The 19,508-nt window shown below is 59.7% G+C and carries 18 protein-coding genes and 5 tRNA genes; 4 read left to right on the forward strand and 19 right to left on the reverse strand.

The window, feature by feature from the left end; genetic code table 11:
* Positions 1-68 precede the first annotated feature (68 nt).
* The 11 genes from rplA to AAAX34_RS02900 all read right to left on the reverse strand — a co-directional run bounded on the left by rplA (position 69) and on the right by AAAX34_RS02900 (position 5,091).
* Positions 69-776 carry a 50S ribosomal protein L1 gene (gene rplA, locus AAAX34_RS02850; protein WP_349109900.1) on the reverse strand — a complete coding sequence of 236 codons (708 nt, stop codon included), beginning with the start codon at positions 774-776 and terminating at the stop codon, positions 69-71.
* Positions 777-893: 117 nt separating this feature from the next.
* Complete coding sequence (gene rplK / locus AAAX34_RS02855; protein WP_055285217.1) at positions 894-1,322, reverse strand: 50S ribosomal protein L11; 429 nt, start codon at positions 1,320-1,322, stop codon at positions 894-896.
* 120 nt (positions 1,323-1,442) lie between these two features.
* The gene (nusG, locus tag AAAX34_RS02860) at positions 1,443-1,979 is read right to left on the reverse strand and encodes a transcription termination/antitermination protein NusG (protein ID WP_099432095.1); all 537 of its coding nucleotides are present in this window, start codon (positions 1,977-1,979) and stop codon (positions 1,443-1,445) included.
* A 3-nt stretch (positions 1,980-1,982) separates the two neighbouring features.
* Positions 1,983-2,321: a preprotein translocase subunit SecE gene (gene secE, locus AAAX34_RS02865; protein ID WP_035137537.1), complete on the reverse strand. Its 339-nt coding sequence runs from the start codon at positions 2,319-2,321 to the stop codon at positions 1,983-1,985.
* Positions 2,322-2,397: 76 nt separating this feature from the next.
* Positions 2,398-2,473, reverse strand: a tRNA-Trp gene (locus tag AAAX34_RS02870).
* Positions 2,474-2,486: 13 nt separating this feature from the next.
* The gene (gene rpmG / locus AAAX34_RS02875; protein ID WP_022093895.1) at positions 2,487-2,636 is read right to left on the reverse strand and encodes a 50S ribosomal protein L33; all 150 of its coding nucleotides are present in this window, start codon (positions 2,634-2,636) and stop codon (positions 2,487-2,489) included.
* A 279-nt stretch (positions 2,637-2,915) separates the two neighbouring features.
* Entirely contained in the window at positions 2,916-4,106 is a 1,191-nt protein-coding gene (gene tuf / locus AAAX34_RS02880) for an elongation factor Tu (RefSeq protein ID WP_035137538.1), read from the reverse strand.
* 96 nt (positions 4,107-4,202) lie between these two features.
* A tRNA-Met gene (locus AAAX34_RS02885) sits at positions 4,203-4,279 on the reverse strand.
* Between the two features lie 3 nt (positions 4,280-4,282).
* A tRNA-Thr gene (locus tag AAAX34_RS02890) sits at positions 4,283-4,358 on the reverse strand.
* 10 nt (positions 4,359-4,368) lie between these two features.
* Positions 4,369-4,450, reverse strand: a tRNA-Tyr gene (locus AAAX34_RS02895).
* A 566-nt stretch (positions 4,451-5,016) separates the two neighbouring features.
* A tRNA-Thr gene (locus tag AAAX34_RS02900) sits at positions 5,017-5,091 on the reverse strand.
* Positions 5,092-5,253: 162 nt separating this feature from the next.
* Here AAAX34_RS02900 and AAAX34_RS02905 point away from each other — a divergent pair.
* Positions 5,254-6,594 (forward strand): DNA-binding protein, encoded by a 1,341-nt coding sequence (locus AAAX34_RS02905; protein ID WP_349109901.1) that lies wholly within the window; start codon positions 5,254-5,256, stop codon positions 6,592-6,594.
* A gap of 27 nt (positions 6,595-6,621) precedes the next feature.
* On the opposite strand, the gene AAAX34_RS02910 is transcribed toward AAAX34_RS02905, so the two are convergent.
* From AAAX34_RS02910 to disA, 6 genes are all read right to left on the reverse strand, one after another.
* On the reverse strand, positions 6,622-7,299 hold the full coding sequence (locus AAAX34_RS02910; protein ID WP_346968886.1) for an NYN domain-containing protein: 678 nt from the start codon (positions 7,297-7,299) through the stop codon (positions 6,622-6,624).
* Positions 7,300-7,302: 3 nt separating this feature from the next.
* Positions 7,303-8,223 carry a 23S rRNA (guanosine(2251)-2'-O)-methyltransferase RlmB gene (gene rlmB / locus AAAX34_RS02915; protein ID WP_349109902.1) on the reverse strand — a complete coding sequence of 307 codons (921 nt, stop codon included), beginning with the start codon at positions 8,221-8,223 and terminating at the stop codon, positions 7,303-7,305.
* A 143-nt stretch (positions 8,224-8,366) separates the two neighbouring features.
* Positions 8,367-9,833 carry a cysteine--tRNA ligase gene (gene cysS, locus AAAX34_RS02920; protein ID WP_349109903.1) on the reverse strand — a complete coding sequence of 489 codons (1,467 nt, stop codon included), beginning with the start codon at positions 9,831-9,833 and terminating at the stop codon, positions 8,367-8,369.
* Positions 9,834-9,836: 3 nt separating this feature from the next.
* Positions 9,837-10,331, reverse strand: a complete 495-nt coding sequence (ispF, locus tag AAAX34_RS02925) for a 2-C-methyl-D-erythritol 2,4-cyclodiphosphate synthase (protein WP_006234975.1) — start codon at positions 10,329-10,331, stop codon at positions 9,837-9,839.
* Positions 10,321-11,049 (reverse strand): 2-C-methyl-D-erythritol 4-phosphate cytidylyltransferase, encoded by a 729-nt coding sequence (gene ispD, locus AAAX34_RS02930; protein ID WP_035137545.1) that lies wholly within the window; start codon positions 11,047-11,049, stop codon positions 10,321-10,323. Before ispD ends, ispF begins: the two co-directional genes overlap by 11 nt.
* Positions 11,049-12,116 (reverse strand): DNA integrity scanning diadenylate cyclase DisA, encoded by a 1,068-nt coding sequence (disA, locus tag AAAX34_RS02935; protein ID WP_022093923.1) that lies wholly within the window; start codon positions 12,114-12,116, stop codon positions 11,049-11,051. Before disA ends, ispD begins: the two co-directional genes overlap by 1 nt.
* A 347-nt stretch (positions 12,117-12,463) precedes the next feature.
* Here disA and AAAX34_RS02940 point away from each other — a divergent pair, with 347 nt between their 5' ends.
* The 3 genes from AAAX34_RS02940 (at position 12,464) to AAAX34_RS02950 (ending at position 14,944) form a co-directional block, all read left to right on the forward strand.
* Positions 12,464-13,042 (forward strand): manganese efflux pump MntP family protein, encoded by a 579-nt coding sequence (locus AAAX34_RS02940; RefSeq protein ID WP_349109904.1) that lies wholly within the window; start codon positions 12,464-12,466, stop codon positions 13,040-13,042.
* Positions 13,043-13,165: 123 nt separating this feature from the next.
* A complete protein-coding gene (locus tag AAAX34_RS02945; protein ID WP_349109905.1) occupies positions 13,166-13,636 on the forward strand; it encodes a helix-turn-helix domain-containing protein in 471 nt (156 codons plus the stop codon).
* Positions 13,637-13,639: 3 nt separating this feature from the next.
* A complete protein-coding gene (locus tag AAAX34_RS02950; RefSeq protein ID WP_349109906.1) occupies positions 13,640-14,944 on the forward strand; it encodes a type II toxin-antitoxin system HipA family toxin in 1,305 nt (434 codons plus the stop codon).
* 128 nt (positions 14,945-15,072) lie between these two features.
* Here AAAX34_RS02950 and AAAX34_RS02955 read toward each other — a convergent pair whose 3' ends face one another.
* Entirely contained in the window at positions 15,073-16,530 is a 1,458-nt protein-coding gene (locus AAAX34_RS02955; protein WP_349109907.1) for an aminoacyl-histidine dipeptidase, read from the reverse strand.
* A gap of 214 nt (positions 16,531-16,744) precedes the next feature.
* Entirely contained in the window at positions 16,745-19,387 is a 2,643-nt protein-coding gene (locus AAAX34_RS02960; protein WP_349109908.1) for an ATP-dependent Clp protease ATP-binding subunit, read from the reverse strand.
* Between the last annotated feature and the right edge of the window lie 121 nt (positions 19,388-19,508).

Consider the following 19,508-nt stretch of genomic DNA (forward strand, 5'->3'; position numbering starts at 1 on the left):
CCGGTCCTGCGCAGGGCAGAGCCGGGTTTCTTTAGCAATGCTTGCTTTGCTCAGGCAATAACTAGCAGTTACTCAGCCAGGAAGTCACGCTGGACAGCGGGATCGACCTTGACGCCAGGGCCCATGGTGGAAGACACGGAGATGGACTTGACGTACTTACCCTTAGCAGAAGAGGGCTTGACGCGCAGAATCTCGGTGTACAGGGCAGCGTAGTTCTCGACGAGCTGCTGCTCAGAGAAGGACTTCTTGCCCAGGGGCACGTGGCAGATGCCGTAGCGGTCGGCGCGGTACTCAACGCGGCCAGCCTTGAGCTCGGAGACCATCTTGGCGACGTCCATGGTCACGGTGCCGAGCTTGGGGTTCGGCATGAGGCCACGGGGACCAAGGATCTTACCGATGCGGCCAACCTTGGCCATCATGTTCGGCGTAGCGATAGCGGCGTCGAAGTTGATCTCGCCCTTCTGGATCTGGGCGACGAGCTCGTCGGAACCGATGATGTCGGCGCCGGCAGCCTCGGCCTCACGGGCCTTCTCGCCCTCGGCGAAGACGGCAACACGAATGGTCTTGCCGGTGCCGTGGGGCAGGGAGATGGAACCGCGGATGTTCTGGTCGGCCTTACGAGTATCAACGCCCAGACGGAAGTGGGCCTCGACGGTCTCGTCGAACTTGGCAGTGTCGAGCTCCTTGATGAGCTTGGCAGCCTGAAGGGGGGTGTAGAGCGTGGCGCGGTCGATCTTCTCGGCAGCGGCGTTATAGCTCTTACCATGCTTAGCCATGTGCATTACCTCCTGTGGTTAAACGGGCGTGAGCCCTCCCACATCGTATCGTGTGCCCTATTGCACACATTAAACGGGCGCCCCGGTCGGAGCACCCGTCGTTACCATAAGAAATCGCTACTCAGCGATGGTGACGCCCATGGAACGGGCAGTACCGGCGATGATCTTCTTGGCCGCGTCAATGTCGTTGGCATTGAGGTCCGGCATCTTGATTTCGGCGATCTTGGTGAGCTGCTCCTGGGAGAGCTGACCAACCTTGTCGGCCTGGGGCTTAGCGGAACCAGACTTGAGGTTCAGCTCCTTCTTGATGAGGTGAGCCGCCGGCGGGGTCTTGGTGATGAAGGAGAAGGACTTATCCTCGTAGACAGTGATCTCAACGGGGATGATGTCGCCCTTCTTGTCCTGCGTCTCGGCGTTAAAGGCCTGGCAGAACTGCATGATGTTCACGCCAGCAGCGCCCAGGGCGGGGCCGACGGGAGGAGCGGGGTTAGCTGCACCAGCAGGAATCTGGAGCTTAATGACGTTGGCAACCTTCTTCTCAGCCATGGTCATTCCTTTCGAATCACGAGTGTGAAGTACTTGCTATATCGTAAGCACGCACGTGTTAGAAGCACTCCTGAGATGAGCAGTCACAGAAGAAGCACGCTCGCGCGAACGGACGAAAACTTAAGCGATGACAGCGACCTGGTTAAAGTCGAGCTCGACCGGCGTCTCGCGGCCAAAGATCATCAGCGTGACCTTGAGCTTGCCAGCCTCGGTGTTAACCTCGGAGACCTTGCCATCAAAGTCGGTAAGCGGGCCATCGGTGACGCGGACGGACGTACCGACCTCAATATCAACCGAGGTGCGCTTGGGCGAATCGCCCTTACCGGGACGACGAGTCATCTTGTTGTACTCGTCGCGGGAAAGCGGAGCGGGCTTGCCGTTGCCGCCTAGGAAACCGGTGACGCCAGGCGTGTTACGAACACACGTCCAAGCATCATCATCCATCTCCATGCGGACCAGGACATAACCCGGGAAGATCTTGGAATCCTTGGTCTCACGCTTGCCACCCTCTTTAATCTCGGTGACGCGCTCCATAGGAATCTCGATATCAAAGATACGGTCCTGCATGCCCATAGTCTCGATGCGATGCTCGAGATCGGACTTAACGCGGTTCTCGTATCCAGAGTAAGTGTGAACGACGTACCAACGCTTAGACATGGTTTAGCCCCTCAATCCAGAGAACAGAGCAAGAGCCTCGCCAAAGCCAGCATCGAGCAGAGCGATGACGACGCCGACGACAATCAGAGAAGCGCAAACGACAACCGAGTAGTTCACGAGCTCCTTCTTATCGGGCCACGTGACACGCTTCATCTCGGACTTGACCGAAGCGAAATACTTCTTGGTGCGGGCGAAGAAACCAGGCTTCTCATTCTTCTTGGACTTCGCAGCCTTCTCGTTCTTCTTGGCAACGGCCTTCTTGGCCTCAACCTTGGAGTTGGCGGCAGCTTTGTTGGCAGGTGCCGGCTGCTGAGCCTTCTTCTTGTTCTTCTTGTTGGCCATTTGGGTTACCTCCGCGCAATGCGCTTATACATGAGTAAACCGTAAGCCCCCAAGTGGGAGCTTACGGAATAATGACTGGCACGCCAGGAAGGACTCGAACCCTCAACACTCGGTTTTGGAGACCGATGCTCTACCAATTGAACTACTGGCGTATGTGACTAGAGACTAGCGAGTCTCTTTGTGCAGCGTGTGGTGACGGCACCAGGGGCAATACTTCTTGATCTCCATACGATCAGGCATGGTCGACTTGTTCTTGGTGGTCGTATAGTTGCGGCGCTTGCACTCAGTGCACGCAAGAGTAACTAGAGTACGCATGTATCCTGAACCTTTCATTTCCGCCCCGTACGGGCACGAGTTGTTACTTTATCAGCTCCACGTAAGTGCTGTCAATGAAAACCTCGAGTCAATTGGTTCTCGGTGGATCCATTCATATTTGGAACACATCAATGAAGCCATCGAGAGCTAATCGACGGTGCATCCAGGACCATTATCGATCCTCTCGACACCAGCAACGGCTCAATATCCATTGCAGAAAAGAACCCGGCACCCATATAAGTGCCGGGTTCTCTAAGTCAGCTATATCAAAGAGCTAATTTACTCAATGATCGTGGAGACAATGCCCGAACCGACGGTGTGGCCACCCTCGCGGATAGCGAAGCGCAGGCCCTCCTCCATGGCGATCGGGTGGATGAGGTCGCCCTCGATGGTGATGTGGTCACCAGGCATAGCCATCTCGGTGCCCTCGGGGAGCTTGACCGTACCGGTAACGTCGGTGGTACGGAAGTAGAACTGAGGACGATAACCATCGAAGAACGGGGTGTGACGGCCGCCCTCCTCCTTGGTCAGAACGTAGATCTCGCCGGTGAACTTGGTGTGCGGGGTAACCGAACCGGGCTTGCAGAGAACCTGACCGCGCTCGATGTCCTCGCGCTTGATGCCGCGGAGCAGCAGACCGACGTTGTCGCCAGCCTCGCAGAAGTCCATGGACTTACGGAACATCTCGATACCGGTAACGACGGTGTTCTGGGTATCCTTGATGCCGACGATCTCGACGGGCTCGTTGAGCTTGAGCTCACCGCGCTCGACACGGCCGGTAGCAACGGTACCACGGCCGGAGATGGTCATAACGTCCTCAACGGCCATCAGGAAGGGGAGGTCGTTGTTACGAGCAGGCGTCGGGATGTACTCGTCGACGGCCTTCATGAGCTCGCGGATAGCGTCCATCCACTTGGCGTCGCCCTCGAGAGCGCCCAGAGCGGAACCACGGATGACGGGGATGTCGTCACCGGGGAAATCGTACTCGGAGAGGAGCTCACGGGTCTCCATCTCGACGAGGTCGATGAGCTCGTCATCGTCGACCATGTCGCACTTGTTCAGGAAGACGACGATGTAGGGAACGCCGACCTGACGGGCGAGCAGGATGTGCTCGCGGGTCTGAGCCATGGGGCCGTCGGTAGCGGCGATGACCAGAATAGCGCCGTCCATCTGAGCAGCGCCGGAGATCATGTTCTTGACGTAGTCAGCGTGGCCCGGGCAGTCAACGTGAGCGTAGTGACGGGCAGCGGTCTCGTACTCAACGTGGGAGACGGAAATCGTAATGCCGCGCTCGCGCTCCTCGGGAGCCTTGTCGATGTTCTCGAACGCAGTGAAGTCAGCCTTGCAGCCCTCGGTCTCGGAGAGAACCTTGGTGATGGCAGCGGTCAGCGTGGTCTTGCCGTGGTCGACGTGACCAATGGTGCCGATGTTAACATGCGGCTTAGTGCGCTCAAACTTCTCTTTGGCCATAAAGCCCTCCTCTAAACAGGTCGTCCCCGGACGGGACTTTGCCTTTATACCATAGTGGCTTCTCAACATACTATTGAGAAGCCACCGTGTTACCTATGGTAGCGGTGACTGGATTCGAACCAGTGACGCCACGGGTATGAACCGTGTGCTCTAACCAACTGAGCTACACCGCCGGATGGAGCCTGCAACCAGACTTGAACTGGTGACCTCTTCGTTACCAACGAAGTGCTCTACCGACTGAGCTATACAGGCACTTGACGGGTGGGAGCTATAGGATTCGAACCTATGTAGGCAGAGCCAACGGGTTTACAGCCCGTCCCCATTAACCACTCGGGCAAACTCCCAATCGTTCAAGTATCCGCAGGTCCTTTGGTCTTTTGGACCGCCGCCCCCGCGAACGAAAAAGATAATACGATGCAACCTTGGGGGCTGTCAACGAAAACCTCTAGATACACGGCCCCGGGCGTATCTATATAGCCGTGACCTGCTGTTTTGTTGAGTTTGGATATGAAGGACGGTGGTTTTGGATACTGAGGTGACGTTTCCCGAGGTAACACTTTGGTGTAGTAGAGTACACCTTCAGGATCGAGCTTCGATAACGGCTTATTTGCACCTATATATAGGTCGAGATCGGAGCTTCCCCGGTGCGATCAAGTAGACCAGGGGCCTCACCGTTTTCATCTCAATCTGTAACAGTAAGAGGGTCATTCCTCTCCTATCTGTTACAGATCGAGATACTACGCGGCGACCCCGGCTTACGTCTCATTCTGTAACAACTAGAACGGTTTTCCGCCCCTTCGTGTTACAGATCGAGACAAACCTGAAGCTTGGTTGGCGCCACACCCGCTGACTTATAGACATAAATAGAAACGGGCCCTGTCCCACAAGGGAACAGAGCCCGAAACTCTCATGGAGCCAGTGACAGGAATCGAACCTGCAACCCACTGATTACAAATCAGTTGCGCTACCGTTGCGCCACACTGGCACACTTGGCGCTTTCGCGCGAAGCCAGTTAAGAATAAAGGAAATGAGGACGGGGCGCAACAGACCCTTCGACCGATCATATCTTAAAACTATTCGCAAGAACGAATAGTTTTAATTACAATTGCTATATATAAAACTGTTCGTTCTAACGAAGGGTTTCGCGATGCTTACCACCAAGGAAGCCGCCGAACTGCTCGGCATCACTCCGCGCAGGGTGCAGGAGCTCATAAAAAACGGAGCACTTGAGGCCCGCAAGGCTTCTGGTGTATGGCTCATCGACAAAGACAGCGTTGACACGCGACTCCGCTCCGTGACCAAAACGGGGGGACGTCCCCGCCGCGGCCACGGTAAGAGCGAGATCGCGTTCACCCTCATGAACCGCACGCACGAAGTCGCTCAGCTGGTCTACAGCACATCGCGAAAAGACTTTACCCACATCGGCGCCGACATCGATTACGCCCACGCCCCTATTGGGGTATTTGGCCCTAATAGCCCCATATCGCTCGACTCCTTCCGCATCTGGTGGCGCGGCCGCGGTATCCCGCTCGCACGCATTGGGCTAGCCTCCCTGCTTGCAGAAGCCGCAGTCGATGTTCCCGATGAACTCGTCCAGCGAAATCTCGGCCTCTCCCTATCCGACCAGTATTGGATTAGACCCCAAGATTCCGGTCTCGCCTGGGAGGATATCAACTTCTTCAATAACGCCTTTGATGACGTCTCGCTGTCCATTGCGCCCTTTGCCCCAGAGGGAAAAGCGGCTGCCGCAAAGCCCGATAACACCTCGGACGGCAATCTTCAAAAGTACTGGACGTGCGAGGGCGAGCGTCGAATTCTGCATAAGGCAGGAGCGCACCTGAACCAGGAACCTTATAACGAGCTGGTGGCGACCGCGCTCCACCGTCGCATCCTAAACGCCTGCGATTATGTACCTTACTCGCTCGAGGGCACGGGCACTTCTGCCCTGAGCATATGCGATGTCTTCTTAACTGATGAAGAAGAGTATGTCCCTGCGTTCTATGTAAACCAGCACGCAAACGCAGATGAACGGCTAACCGACTACGAGCGATATGTAGCAAACTGCGAGGAGCTCGGGGTGACAGGCGTCAAGGATGCCCTTGACCGCATGATCGTATGTGACGACATCATTGCCAACTACGATCGTCATTGGCGCAACTTCGGCCTCGTGCGAAACGTCAACTCACTAGTCTGCAGACCAGCCCCCATCTTCGATTCAGGCTCATCACTCTGGTGCAACATATCACTAGAGGAGCTTAGGGCAGGAGAGCACAGTTTTACCAGCGCACAATTTCATTCAAGCCCCGCCAAACAAATGTTGCTTGTTGAGGATATGAGCTGGTTTGACGGGGGCAAACTCGAAGGTTTTGTCGACGAGGCAATCGAGATTCTGTCTAAAAACGATGCCCTAGCAGCGAGACTGCCTTATCTAAAAGAGGCGCTAACGTGGCGCCTCGAAAGAATGATCGACATCGCTGAATGGAGTTAGCAAGGCAGCATTGCCCCGCCAACTCCCCTACCGTCCGCGCAGGGCCTTGAGCTTGGCCAGGGCATCGGGACTCAGGCGGCTGCCCAGAGTCATCTTGATTTGCGGAGCTTCCTCTGCCTCGTGAACGTCGTTATCGATCTGTTTGATCTCGTCCACCAGCATACGGCTCGAGATGCGCGTGACGCCCTTGCCCATGACGACGGCCTGGATCGTGCCGTCGCTCGATACCACGGAGCACGCGCGACCTTCCTCGCGTGCCTCGATGCAGAGCTTCTGCACCACGGTATCGGCCGAAACACCCGTCGGCGAAAATTCGACGCGCACGCCGCGGGCCGGCAGGTTGGGGCGCTCGTTGGAGATATTGCCCGCGCCGTCGAACACGATCACGGCCTCGTAGCGGCCCTGGGCAAACGCCGCCACGTCGTTAATGAGGGCGGTGCGCGCCATATCGTGAACGTCGCTGGAATACGGATCGTCAGAATGGTCGTACACGAGCTTTTCGTAGCGCGGCGTACAGTGGATCACGTTGTAGCCGTCGACCACCAGCAGCTCGGGCTTGTTGGAGTGCACCGTCGAGACCGGATCGGCGATGGCCTGCGCAAACGCATTGCCGCCCACGCCATAGGTCGCGGCCGAAACAATCGGCTTGGCCGAGCCCTCGCCAAAGCGCTTGGCCTTGGACTTGGCACGGTTCTTTTTGGACATGCGCTACTCCTCCCCCATGAGCTCGCCGGCGTTGCGGCGCAGCCACTCAAAGCACAGCGCCGTGGTCGCCTGGGCAACATTGAGGCTCTCGGTCATGCCGCGCTGGGGAAGCTTGGTCAAAAAGTCGCATTTCTCGAGCACCAGGCGCGAGATGCCGTCGCCCTCGGAGCCCATGACGAGCGCCACGCGGCCCTCGAAGGGAGCATCCCAGCAACTGCCTTCGGCGTGCTCGGAGGCACCGCCCACCCAAAAGCCAGCGTCCTTAAGATCGTCGAGTGCGCGGGCGATGTTGGGCACCTGCGCGATAGGCAGATGCATGACGGCGCCGGCTGAAGTCTTGTAGCTGCCCACGGTCACGCCGGCGGCGCGCTTGTTGGCGATGATGACGCCGGCCGCGCCCACAACCTCGGCGGAACGCACGATGGCACCAAAGTTGCCGTCGTCAGTCACATGGTCGAGCACGACGACGAGCGCCGGTCCGTCACCCGCGCGGTCGAGGATGTCGGCGACATCGGCGTAAGGGAAGTTACCAACCTCGAGCGCGATACCCTGGTGAGCGCCATGGCTCGACAGTGCGTCGAGCTGCGCGCGCGGCACATACTTGATGCGGACGCCCGCAGCGTTGAGGTCGTCGACCAGGCGCGACAAGGCGGCATCGCGCTCCCCGCCCTCGGCAATGAGCGCGCACTTGATGGGAAAACCGGTGCGCAGCGCCTCGGCAGCAGCACGGCGACCCTCGATGAACTCACCCTTGGGAGCCTGGGCAGCGTCGCGGTTGCGATCGCGCTGCGGACGCGCAGCCTGGGCTTGGGAGCGCTCGCGCTGGCCCTTGGGAGTGGCAGCGCGGTCGTTGCGGCGAATCGGACGCGAGCCAGAAGCAGCCTGCTTGCCTCCACGCGGTGCGCGCTTGCGATTGTCGGCCATAAAGCGGCCTCCTTAAATAGATAACGAACAAGAATCGACCGTCCGAGCCACGGCACCTTGCCTTTCAATCGTCGGGCATGGCCACAAGGCCTATGCCCTCCTCTTTCAAGGCAATCTGCCGCACCTCGAACGGTCGACAAATACTAGAGACTCTTAATACGAGTACCTGCGGCCGTATCCTCAATGGTGAGGCCCAGGTCCTTGAGCTGATCGCGAATGGCATCTGCCAGATCCCAGTTCTTGGCGGCACGGGCCTCGGCGCGAGCCTCGAGAATCTTGGAAGCTGCCTCGTCCACGTCGTCACCAGTGTAGGCGACCAGGCCGGCGGCAACGCCCAGCAGGCCCAGCGGCAGCTCGAGCTTGGGCTCGGGAAGCTCGACGCCAAACGTATCGAGCAGCTCGGTCAGCGTATCGGCGGCAGTCCGGACTGCGGCCTTGTCGGCAGCATCGCCCGCCTGCTCCAAATACTGGTTGCACTCGGTGACAAAGCCAAAGGCGGCACCCATGGCACCGGCGGTGTTAAAGTCGTCGTCCATGCACTCCTTAAAGGCGGCGCGGGTCTCGGCGGCCTTGGCGGCAAATGCCTCGGATGCTGCCTCATCGGCATCGGCCGTCGCATGGTTCGCGGCCCAGCGCAGGTTCTCGACCGTACCGGCGATACGCGTGAGCGAGTTCTCGGCACCCTCCAGACGTTCCCAGGAGAAGTCGAGCGGCGAGCGATAGCTCGTCTGCAGCATCAGCAGGCGCAGAGCCGCGGCAGAGTGCTGCTCGAGCACCTCGGCCAGCGTAAAGAAGTTTCCGAGCGACTTGGACATCTTCTCGCCGTCGACCAGCAGCATGCCCGTGTGCATCCAGGTGTTGGAGAAACCCTGGTGCCAAGCGCAGGTGGCCTGGGCGCACTCGTTCTCGTGATGCGGGAAGGCAAGGTCGGAGCCGCCGCCATGAATGTCGATCGGGGTGCCCAGGTAGCGGTGCACCATGGCGGCGCACTCGGTGTGCCAACCGGGACGGCCCTCGCCCCAGGGGCTCGGCCAGCTGGGCTCGCCGGGCTTGGCGGCCTTCCACAGGGCAAAGTCGAGCGGGTCGTTCTTGTCCTCGTTCTCCTCGATGCGCGCACCCACCATAAGGTCGTCGATGTTGCGGCCCGAGACCTGACCATAGTTGGAATCGCTGCGCACAGCAAAGTACACATCGCCGTTATCGGCTGCGTAAGCGTGGCCCTGCTCGATAAGCGTCTTGATCATGGCGATCATGGGGCCGATCTCCTTGGTGGCGCGGGGGCGCACATCGGGATCGAGCACGTTGGCAGCGCGCATAACGCCGATGAACTTGTCGGAGAACTCCGTCGCGACCTCGGCGGCCGTACGGCCCTGCTCGTTGGCGCGCTTGATGATCTTGTCGTCGACGTCGGTGAGGTTCTGGGCGAACGTGACCTCGTAGCCGCTCGCGATGAGCCAGCGACGAATCACGTCAAAGCTGATGAACGTGCGGGCATTGCCGATGTGGATGTTGTCGTAGACCGTGGGGCCGCACACGTACATGCGAACCTTGCCGGACTCGATGGGCTGGAACTCTTCCTTTTTATGGGTAGCGCTGTTGTAGATACGCATTCGTTACTCCTTAACGGTTTTCTGTAGCAGGCAGACGGCCCAGGCGCCAATTCCCTCGCCCTGGCCTTCCCAACCGAGCTTTTCGGTCGTAGTGGCGGCGACGCCCACGTTTTCGACGTCAACGCCCAGGGCATGGGCAAGGTTGGCGCGCATGGCATCGCGGTGCGGGGTGATCTTGGGTTGCTGACAGGCAATGGTGCAATCGGCATCGACAAACTCAAAGCCCAGCTCGCGCGCATAGTCCATCACGCGAGCGAGCAGCACCATCGAATCAGCACCCTCATAGGCGGGGTCGGTATCGGGGAATAGCTTGCCGATGTCTCCCCCGCGGCAGGCGCCCAGAATGGCGTCGGCCAAGGCGTGCGCGAGCACATCGGCATCCGAGTGGCCCAGCAGGCCGCGCTCGTAGGGAATGTCGACACCGCCGATGATACATCGACGCCCCTCCACCAGACGGTGGACGTCGTAGCCATGGCCAATGCGCAGGTTACTGAACATGGGGAAGGTCCTCTCCCTCGGCCATGCGGCCAAGCAGAATCGCGGTTACGGGACGCAGGTCCTCGGGCACCGTCACCTTAAGGTTATCGCGCGGGCTCTGAACGCAACGGACGCGTCCGCCCATGCGCTCGACCAGTGACGAATCATCCGTGCCGATAAAGCCCTCGGCAATCGCCGCGGCATGGGCGCGCTTCATGGCGTCGACACTAAAGATCTGCGGCGTCTGCGCGGCCCAATAGAGCTCACGCGGCGGCGTCTCGACGATATTATCGCCGTCGACGATCTTGAGCGTGTCGATCGCGGGCTGTCCACACACGACACCGTCGAGAGCACGGTCGCTCACGAGCACGTCGATAGCGTGGTCGATAGCCTCGGTCGTGATGAGCGGACGGGCGCCGTCGTGGATAGCGACATATTCGAAACCCGCCGGCACCGCATGCACGCCGGCGCGGGTGGAATCCTGACGAGTATCGCCGGCATCGGCAAAGCTGATGGGCGTGTCATAGTCAAACGGGTCGATGGCCAGGCGGCGCATCTCGGCACGGCGCTCGGCAGGACACACCACCACAATGTGGCCGACCTTGTCGCTACGATCGAACGCGCGGATGGACCAGCTCATGAGCGGACGGCCCGCTACATTGACGAGCTGCTTGCCACCGGGGTTACCAAAGCGCTGGCCGCTGCCACCGGCAACGACCACGGCACATACGGGCGCCATTATGCGTTCCCCTGTTTGGTGCCCTTCATGCGGTACAGCGAGTCCGCAAGAATGGCAGGGTTGTTAACGCCAAAGTCGCCCAGGCGCTCCGGATCCTCGCTGATGTCGTCCATGAGCTCCTGCAGTGAGCCGTACTCGTCGACGATCTTCTCGGCCACGCCGTCGCGCACGACGGACACGCGCGAAAGCGTACGCAGGCCCAGCGGCGTCATGACGGAGTCCTCGTCCAGGTCGTCATAGCCCAGAACTGCCGCCACGTGCTGCGGGTCGGATAGGTCCTTAGGCGTCATGCGGCTCAGCTCAGCGCGAATCTTCTCGGCGTTGGCCTCAGAGGAATCGCTTGCGTAGTCGCGGATCATCAAGTCGTATTCGGTATCCATGCTGGAGCCCGCGAGCTGCTCGAGCTGCATCTGCACGAGCTTGCCCTGGTTGCCCAGCTTGACAATGCAATCCTTAAGCTCGGTCTTTGCCTGCTGCATGATCTCGAAGCTCGAGAAAATACCGGTAATGTCGGCGAGCGTGACGTAGTCGTCGAGCTCGAGGGCCGTCAGGCGCAGCAGGGAGCGGTCGAGCGACTGACGGGTAGTCTGGAGCGTGGCGACGAGCTGGTTGACCGAGCTCATGATGGTGGTGACGGGCTGGATCTCGTAACTCTTGCCGTGGACGTACACGTTAACGACGGCGCGACGAGCCGAGACCGAGATCACGATGGCGTCGGTGAGCACCGACATGCGAGCGGCAGTACGGTGACGCATGCCCGTCTCACTCGTGGCGAGCGAGGGATCGGGATTGAGGTGGAAGTTGGCGCGCAGGATCTGGGTGAGGTCGCCATCGATAACGATGGCGCCGTCCATCTTGGAAAGCTCGAACAAGCGGTTCGAGGTAAACGAAATGTTGAGCGGGAAGCCGTCGTTACCGGCGGCGAGCACGTTTTCGGTGTCGCCGACGCAGATAAGGGCGCCCAGGTGACCGGCAATGATCATGTCGAGGGCGGTGCGGATCGGCTGGCCAGGTGCCGTCAGGCGAATGGCCTGTTCCATACGCTTTTGCAGCTCGTTCTTATCCAAGGCATCGCTCCCATCGTATACGCTCCATAAACGCTAAATAGTTTCTCACGGTTTGTCCCCACGGCGCTCGCGAAATCCGATGCTTACAGAATGAGCGAACACAGCTGAGAGCCCCAATCCAAATGAGCTGCTTATGTGGTAGCATCGGGATTCGCATAAATGAGGGAGTAGTCGCGTGATCGGGTTCGCCTCCGGTGGCGCGGCAAGTCAACACACTGGCCGATGCGGCCTGGCTTGCCTTAATGAACGAGACTCGTGGCTGTGCGCGCAACGCGTACGCCACGGGTCTTTTTTGTTACTCCCCCAAGAGGTACACGCGGGCCCGCCCGCAGAGAGGGAGCCAGACTATGGGACTCGCAGAGCTCGTGTTGCTCGCCGTTGGCCTTTCGATGGACGCCTTTGCCGTTTCCATCTGCAAGGGCCTTGGCATGAAGAAGATCAACCTTAAAGTCGCCGTGGTGCTCGGCCTGTTCTTTGGCGGCTTTCAGGCCGGCATGCCCGTAATCGGATGGGCGCTCGGCAGTCAATTCATGGGCATCATCGGACCCATCGACCATTGGATCGCCTTTATCCTTTTGGCCTTCATCGGCGGCAAAATGCTGTGGGAAGCCTTTACCGAAGACGAGGATGAAGACGACGGCAAGGATGCCGAAAAGATTGACCTGGGCGAATACCTGATCCTCGCCATCGCCACCTCAATCGACGCCCTAGCCGTAGGCATCTCATTTGCGGCGCTCTCGGTTTACATCGTTCCCGCTGTATCGCTTATCGGCGTCACAACGTTTATCTTCTCCGTTGCCGGCGTAGCGATCGGCCACACCTTTGGCGCGCGCTACGAAAAACCCGCCACCATCGTGGGTGGCGTCGTGCTCATCCTCATCGGGCTTAAGATCTTGCTCGAGCATCTGGGGATCCTCGCGATATAAAAAACGCCTCTCATAAGCCAACGTCAATGTAGGAGTCTCATGCAGAGTTTTGCATAATGCCTATTCGTGCAGACTTTTGCATGTCATACTGATATGCAAAAGTCTGCACGTTAGGAGATAGCCGTGGATACCCTTCCCATCACCACACCGCGCCAAGCTGGCATCTACGTGCGCCAGGCACGCGAGACTCAGGGTCTCACCCGTGCCGCCCTCGCCAAAAAGGCCGGTGTTTCGGAGCGCCTGCTCGCATCGCTCGAGCTAGGAGACGCCACCGGCATTCGACTCGACAAGTTGCTGGCGATTTTCGACGCTCTTGGACTGGTACTCGCAGCACAAGGGGATATCGACGAAGCGAAAAACGAGCGACCAGTCGACGCCCCGCATGCCAATCCGCTGCCTCGCAGCATCCCCAGGCGCCATCACACTCAACGTCCTCATCATCGCAACCGTCGTAGTACCGCCATTCCGGCTCTTCCAGATACCCCCTTTACATCCGCACTCTACGACGAGATCTTCGCCGATTTCGCCATGTCCAATCTCGGAGTCTCGATTGCCGCAAACGCATCTAGCCAAACCATGTCCGAAGGGAAATAGCCAATGGCCAGAACATCACTTCGGACCATTATTTGCGGCGTGCCTGCTGGAACGCTCACGCAAGATGAGAACGGTCTTATCAGCTTTACCTACGATCATGACTATGACGGGCCAGCCCTATCGACCAACATACCCGTATCGAATCGCACATACGGACAACAGGTCATGAACCCGTACCTGTTTGGCCTTCTACCCGACAGCGAGGACCAACGAAAAGCGATTGCCGCCGAATTCGACGTTAGGCCCAACAATCCCGTTGCGTTGCTCAGCCATATCGGACTCGACTGTCCGGGCGGAGTGCAGTTTTGTGCCGAAGAAGATGCCGACGCCGTCCTGTATCGCGCTGGCGAATACCGCCCTATAGACGACCACGAAATTGCTCTTCGTCTCAAGTCGATCAGAGATGACCGCGATGCATCGTGGATGGGTCTAGATGAAAGTTGGTCACTTGGAGGCAACCAGGGCAAGTTCGCGCTCGCGTTCATAAACGGCCGCTGGTGCGAATGCATGGGCTCCTCGCCCACGACGCATATTTTCAAAAATGGCGTTATCGGATTTAAACTCGAGGCTCTCAATGAGTTTGTCTGCATGAAAAGCGCCCAGCGCGCCGGCATCGCAACGGCAAACGTCGAATATCGTATGTTTGAGGACGAACCTGCCCTCATTGTTGAGCGCTATGACCGCGTGAAAGTCAAAGACGGAACGATCAGGCGCCTACATCAAGAAGACCTCTGTCAGGCACTTGGGGTGATGCCCGCTCAAAAGTACACGGCAGACGGCGGCCCGACCACACGCGACATTCAAGAGCTCCTCGTAAATACGAGCCACCATCAACTTAACCTGTATCTGTTTACGCAGATACTTTTCTTTAACGCCATCATCGGCGCACCGGATGCGCACGCGAAAAACTATTCCCTGCTCCTTGGAAACGACGGCGCAGCCATGATGGCTCGAATGTACGATGTCGCGTCGGGTTTGGCGTATGAGCGCATGCGCCGCCGGGCGCGCCTTGCCATGAGCATTGGCGGCGAAAATCGTGTGGGGTGCATCGGTCCAGGCGCTATCCGCCGATACCACGGTATGGGCGACCCCACGCTGGAGGCGACGCTCATCGATGCCGGGCTATCCGAGAAGTTTTGCTTTGCGACCATGATGGACCTCGCCTACGAGGTACCCATTTGCATGGAAGAGGTCATGGACGAATACGCCGACCTGCCCGGCATGGCGGACCTGCGCGAGCATATGCTCGGCCCCGTCCGCGAAAACTGCCAGCGCACCCTCGACCTCATCAGGGCAGAAATGGACTAGGTGGCCGTAATTTCGCAATTATCAAACAAAAAAGAGGGGGGGCACCCGTCGCAAAAGCTCGGATGCCCCCCTCATAATTTCATTTGCAATCCGCTAGCACGTGGCTCGGACTGCTGCTAGCGCAACCTTTACGCAGCGAGGCGCTTGAGGACGTCGATGAGCAGCTCGTAGAAGCGCTCAGCAGAAGCGAGCTCCATGCTCTCGTCCGGGGTGTGGACATCGGAGAGCGTCGGGCCCACGGCGATGGCGTCCAGGCCGTGCAGGGCCTCGGCAAACAGGCCGCACTCAAGGCCGGCGTGAATGGACTCGATGCGCAGCTCGGAGCCAAAGAGCTCGCGATAGCTCTCGACAAAGACGTCGCGGACCGGCGAATGCTCGGCATAGCTCCAGCCGGGATACTCAAACTCAAACTTGGCATCGAAGCCCAGGACATCGGCCAGCGTCTGCAGGCGGTCCTTGAACTCGTTCTGCAGCGAGGTGATCGAGGAGCGCGGGGACAGCATGATCTTGACCTCGTCGTCAGAAGTGGCAACCACACCGATGTTGGAGGAAACCTCGACGGAGCCGTCGGTGGCGACGTTGCGGCGAATCACGCCGTTAGGGGCAAGACGCAGGGCGCGGATGAGGGCAAGCGCGGACTTCTGGTCCATGGCCTCGACCTCGGCGTCGTCGGCAATCTCGACAGTGCAGGTAAAGCCGGGGTCGAAGACCTCGAGCTCGGCAGTGACGTCAGCGATGATGCCACGGGCGATCTCGGCCGCAGCCTCGGCGGCAGCGTGGTCGGCGTAGACCAGAACAGCCTTGCACTCACGGTTGATGGCGTTGTCCTTGGTGCCGCCGTTAAAGCTGACGATGGCGGGCTCGCCGGCAACCATCAGGCGGTCGATGATGCGGGCCATGATGAGGTTGCCATTGCCGCGCTCCAGGTGGATATCGCTGCCGGAGTGACCGCCCAGCAGGCCGGAGATGTCGAGCGTGAGGGTGCTACCGGTCTTGTGCTCGCGCGCGATCGGGCAGGTGTAGGTAACGACGACGCCGCCGGCGCAGCTGACGGTAGCCACGCCCTCCTCCTCGGAATCGAGGTTGATCATGGTTCGGGCGCTGATCTGGGACTTGTCGAGCGTCTCGGCGCCGACCAGGCCGGTCTCCTCGTCGGTGGTGAATACGCACTCGAGGGCCGGATGGGCAATCGAATCGTCGTTGAGCACGGTAAGCATAAGCGCGACGGCGATGCCGTTGTCGGCGCCCAGGGTGGTGCCGTTGGCGGTGAGGACGCCGTCCTTGACGACCAAGTCGATACCATCGGTCGTGAAGTCGTGCTCAACGGAGCCCAACTTGTCGCACACCATATCGATGTGGCCCTGCAGCATTACGGTCGGGGCATTCTCGGCGCCGGCAGATGCGGGCTTGCGAATGATGACGTTGTAGACCTCGTCCTGATACACATCGAGGCCGCGCTCCTTGGCAAACGCGACCAGGAAATCGCTGATGCCCTTCTCATTGCCAGACCCACGGGGGATCGCGCTGACCTCCTCAAAGAAATGGAACAGCTGGGCGGGCTCATAGCCGGTGATCTTGTAGTCCATGGTGCCTCCTTGGCGCAACTGGTTAGACAGTAAGATATGCGACTTGTATATTCCCAGACTTTGCGTGCATAAACCAGTCGAAAACGCCGAGCGCCCTCGCATCATCGGCTAACGGTGGACCGTATAGCGTAACGGTCACAACTTCCGCAGCTCTACAAATCGAGGCGCCCTTTCCGGAGCGCCTCGATTGCGCGTATCAAATTGTCGCCACGCCCTACAGCGCGCCGGAACCGGCTTGCATCATGCCGCCGGGGCCCGAGTTCACGCCACTGCTCACAGGTGCGGCGTTTCCGGTGTGCGGCGCCGCCGGAGCGGTATCGCCCCCGAGTGCACCCGCCGGACGCGGCGCCGGAATCTCACCCGTGCCGTGGCTAAAGACAAACTTGCCGTCGACCACGTCGCACAGGACGGTATCGCCCTCGCCCCACTCGCCGGCCAGCAGCTCCTCGGACAGCGGATCCTCGATGAGCTTTTGGATGGCACGACGCAGAGGACGCGCGCCGTTGGTGAGGTCGGTGCCCTCGGCCACGATCTTGTCATAGGCCGCATCGGTGAGCTTGATGTTCATGCCGTTTGCGATCAGGCGCTGGCGCAGATCGTCCACCAGCAGGTGCGCAATCTTAGTCAGGTTCTCGCCCGAAAGCTTCTGGAACACCACGATGTCATCGATACGGTTGAGCAGCTCGGGACGGAACAGGCGCTTGAGCTCGCCCATCGCACGGCCGCGGATCTCACTCGACGTGAGACCCTGCTCGCCGGTGGTGCCAAAGCCCACGCTCGCATCCTGCGCAATCTCGCGGGCGCCCACGTTGGACGTCATGATGATCACGGTGTTGCGGAAATCGACCGTCTTGCCCTGACTATCGGTCAGGCGGCCCTCCTCCAGCACCTGCAGCAGGATATTGAAGATGTCGGGGTGCGCCTTCTCGATCTCGTCGAACAGCACAACCGAGTACGGGTGGCGACGCACAGCCTTGGTGAGCTGGCCGCCCTCGTCGTGGCCCACGTAACCCGGAGGGCTACCGATGAGCTTGGAGACCTCGAACTCGCTGCCGAACTCCGACATGTCAAAGCTGATGAGCGCATCCTTGCTGCCAAAGAGATACTCGGCGAGCGTCTTGGCGAGCTCGGTCTTGCCCGTGCCGGTGGGACCCAGGAAGATAAAGCTGCCGCCGGGACGACGCGGGTCCTTGAGCGGCGAGCGGCTGCGGCGCACGGCCTTGGCGACGGCCTCGACGGCCTCGTCCTGGCCGATAATGCGGGTCTTGAGCACGCTTTCGGTCTGCAGCAGGCGACGGCTCTCGCTCTCGGTGAGCGAGGAAACCGGCACGCCAGAGGTCACGGACACGATGTCGGCAATCTGACTCACGTCGATGGTGAGCGGGCTGGCGTCGAGCTCGGCGGTCCAGGCGGCCTTGGCTTCGGCGAGTTCAATCTCAGCGGCCTTCTGCTGCTCGGTGATCTCGGCGGCCTTGTTCATGTCATCGCTCTCGGTGGCCTCCTGCGCGGCGGCCTTGAGCTCCTCCATACGATGCTCGGCCTCGCGCACCGGCTCGGGCGCGCGATTCGCGGCGATGCGAGCGCGGGCACCGGCCTCGTCGATGAGGTCGATGGCCTTATCGGGCAGGAAGCGATCCTGGATGTAGCGGTTGGAAAGGTTCGCGGCGGCCTCGATAGCACCCTGCGTATAGCGCACATGGTGGTGCTCCTCGTAGCGCGGCTTGAGCGCGGTCAGGATCTTGACCGTGTCCTCGACGCTCGGCTCCTCGACATCAATGGTCTGGAAGCGACGCTCGAAGGCCGGGTCCTTGGTGAGGTACTTGCGGAACTCCTCGGCCGTGGTGGCACCGATGATCTGGAAAGCACCGCGCGCGAGCACGGGCTTGAGCATAGAGCTCGCATCGATAGAACCCTCGGCAGAACCGGCACCGATGATGGTGTGCATCTCGTCGATAAACAAGATGACGTCGTCGGCTTCGGTCGCCTCCTGGATCACGTTCTTGAGGCGCTCCTCAAACTCACCGCGATACTTGGCGCCCGCAACGAGGCCCGGCAGGTCGAGCGTCCAGATATTCTGGTTCATGAGGTTCTCGGGCACGTTGCCGGCAGCGATCTGCTGCGCCAGGCCCTCGACGATGGCCGTCTTGCCCACGCCGGGATCGCCCAGGATAAGCGGGTTGTTCTTGGTGCGGCGCGAAAGGATCTCCATCATGCGCTGGACTTCCTTTTCGCGGCCAATCACGGGATCGAGCTCGCCGTCGCGCGCCTTTTGAGTGAGGTTGGTGGCGAACTGCTTGAGCGTGTCGGTGCCGCTCCCCTTTTGCTGAGAGGCATCCGAGCCGCTAAAGAACGGCAGGCCCGCACCGGGACGACCAGCACCGGCGCCGGCGAGCGGACGCTTCTTATCCTGGTCCTTGGCAGTGAGTTTCTCGATAGCCTTTTTGATGGAGGCGGACGACACACCCAGACGCATGAGGATGTCCATGGCCATGCCGTTGCCCTCTTCGACGATGCCGATCAGCAAGTGCTCGGTCGAAACGTAGGTCTGGTTGTTCTCGCGTGCCACGCGGAAGGAGCGCTCCATCACGCTGATGACGAGCGGCGTAAAGGCGAGCTTGGCAGCCTCGGTCTCCTCGCTGGGCTCGGGAACCGTGGTCTGGACCTCTTTGAGGGTATCCATGATGTCATCGTAGGAGATATCGAGCGAGCGCAGTGCCTCGGCGGCAATACCCTCGTCCTCCTTAGCGAGCGCAAGCAGCAGGTGCTCGGTGCCCACCTTATTTGAGTGCAGATCGAGCGCCTCTTGCTTGGCCATGGACATGACCTTGCGCGCGCGATCGGTAAAACGGTCTAACATGCTAGTTCCTCTTAGACGAGCTAGTTTTTCAAACGCAAAGCGCCACTCGTGGCGGCGCTTTGGTCTCTTTACCCATATGGAGTATATGTTAACCGCTGGGGCCTTTTCCGCATGCAGCCAT

The organism is Collinsella sp. CLA-ER-H4, assembly GCF_040092395.1.
GTDB lineage: Bacteria > Actinomycetota > Coriobacteriia > Coriobacteriales > Coriobacteriaceae > Collinsella.

Excerpts from the sequence above, each read along its gene's own strand:
- rplA (WP_349109900.1), bottom strand. The coding sequence starts at position 776 with ATGGCTAAGCATGGTAAGAGCTATAACGCCGCTGCCGAGAAGATCGAC.
- rplK (WP_055285217.1), bottom strand. The coding sequence starts at position 1,322 with ATGGCTGAGAAGAAGGTTGCCAACGTCATTAAGCTCCAGATTCCTGCT.
- nusG (WP_099432095.1), bottom strand. The coding sequence starts at position 1,979 with ATGTCTAAGCGTTGGTACGTCGTTCACACTTACTCTGGATACGAGAAC.
- secE (WP_035137537.1), bottom strand. The coding sequence starts at position 2,321 with ATGGCCAACAAGAAGAACAAGAAGAAGGCTCAGCAGCCGGCACCTGCC.
- rpmG (WP_022093895.1), bottom strand. The coding sequence starts at position 2,636 with ATGCGTACTCTAGTTACTCTTGCGTGCACTGAGTGCAAGCGCCGCAAC.
- tuf (WP_035137538.1), bottom strand. The coding sequence starts at position 4,106 with ATGGCCAAAGAGAAGTTTGAGCGCACTAAGCCGCATGTTAACATCGGC.
- AAAX34_RS02905 (WP_349109901.1), top strand. The coding sequence starts at position 5,254 with ATGCTTACCACCAAGGAAGCCGCCGAACTGCTCGGCATCACTCCGCGC.
- AAAX34_RS02910 (WP_346968886.1), bottom strand. The coding sequence starts at position 7,299 with ATGTCCAAAAAGAACCGTGCCAAGTCCAAGGCCAAGCGCTTTGGCGAG.
- rlmB (WP_349109902.1), bottom strand. The coding sequence starts at position 8,223 with ATGGCCGACAATCGCAAGCGCGCACCGCGTGGAGGCAAGCAGGCTGCT.
- cysS (WP_349109903.1), bottom strand. The coding sequence starts at position 9,833 with ATGCGTATCTACAACAGCGCTACCCATAAAAAGGAAGAGTTCCAGCCC.
- ispF (WP_006234975.1), bottom strand. The coding sequence starts at position 10,331 with ATGTTCAGTAACCTGCGCATTGGCCATGGCTACGACGTCCACCGTCTG.
- ispD (WP_035137545.1), bottom strand. The coding sequence starts at position 11,049 with ATGGCGCCCGTATGTGCCGTGGTCGTTGCCGGTGGCAGCGGCCAGCGC.
- AAAX34_RS02940 (WP_349109904.1), top strand. The coding sequence starts at position 12,464 with ATGGGACTCGCAGAGCTCGTGTTGCTCGCCGTTGGCCTTTCGATGGAC.
- AAAX34_RS02950 (WP_349109906.1), top strand. The coding sequence starts at position 13,640 with ATGGCCAGAACATCACTTCGGACCATTATTTGCGGCGTGCCTGCTGGA.
- AAAX34_RS02955 (WP_349109907.1), bottom strand. The coding sequence starts at position 16,530 with ATGGACTACAAGATCACCGGCTATGAGCCCGCCCAGCTGTTCCATTTC.
- AAAX34_RS02960 (WP_349109908.1), bottom strand. The coding sequence starts at position 19,387 with ATGTTAGACCGTTTTACCGATCGCGCGCGCAAGGTCATGTCCATGGCC.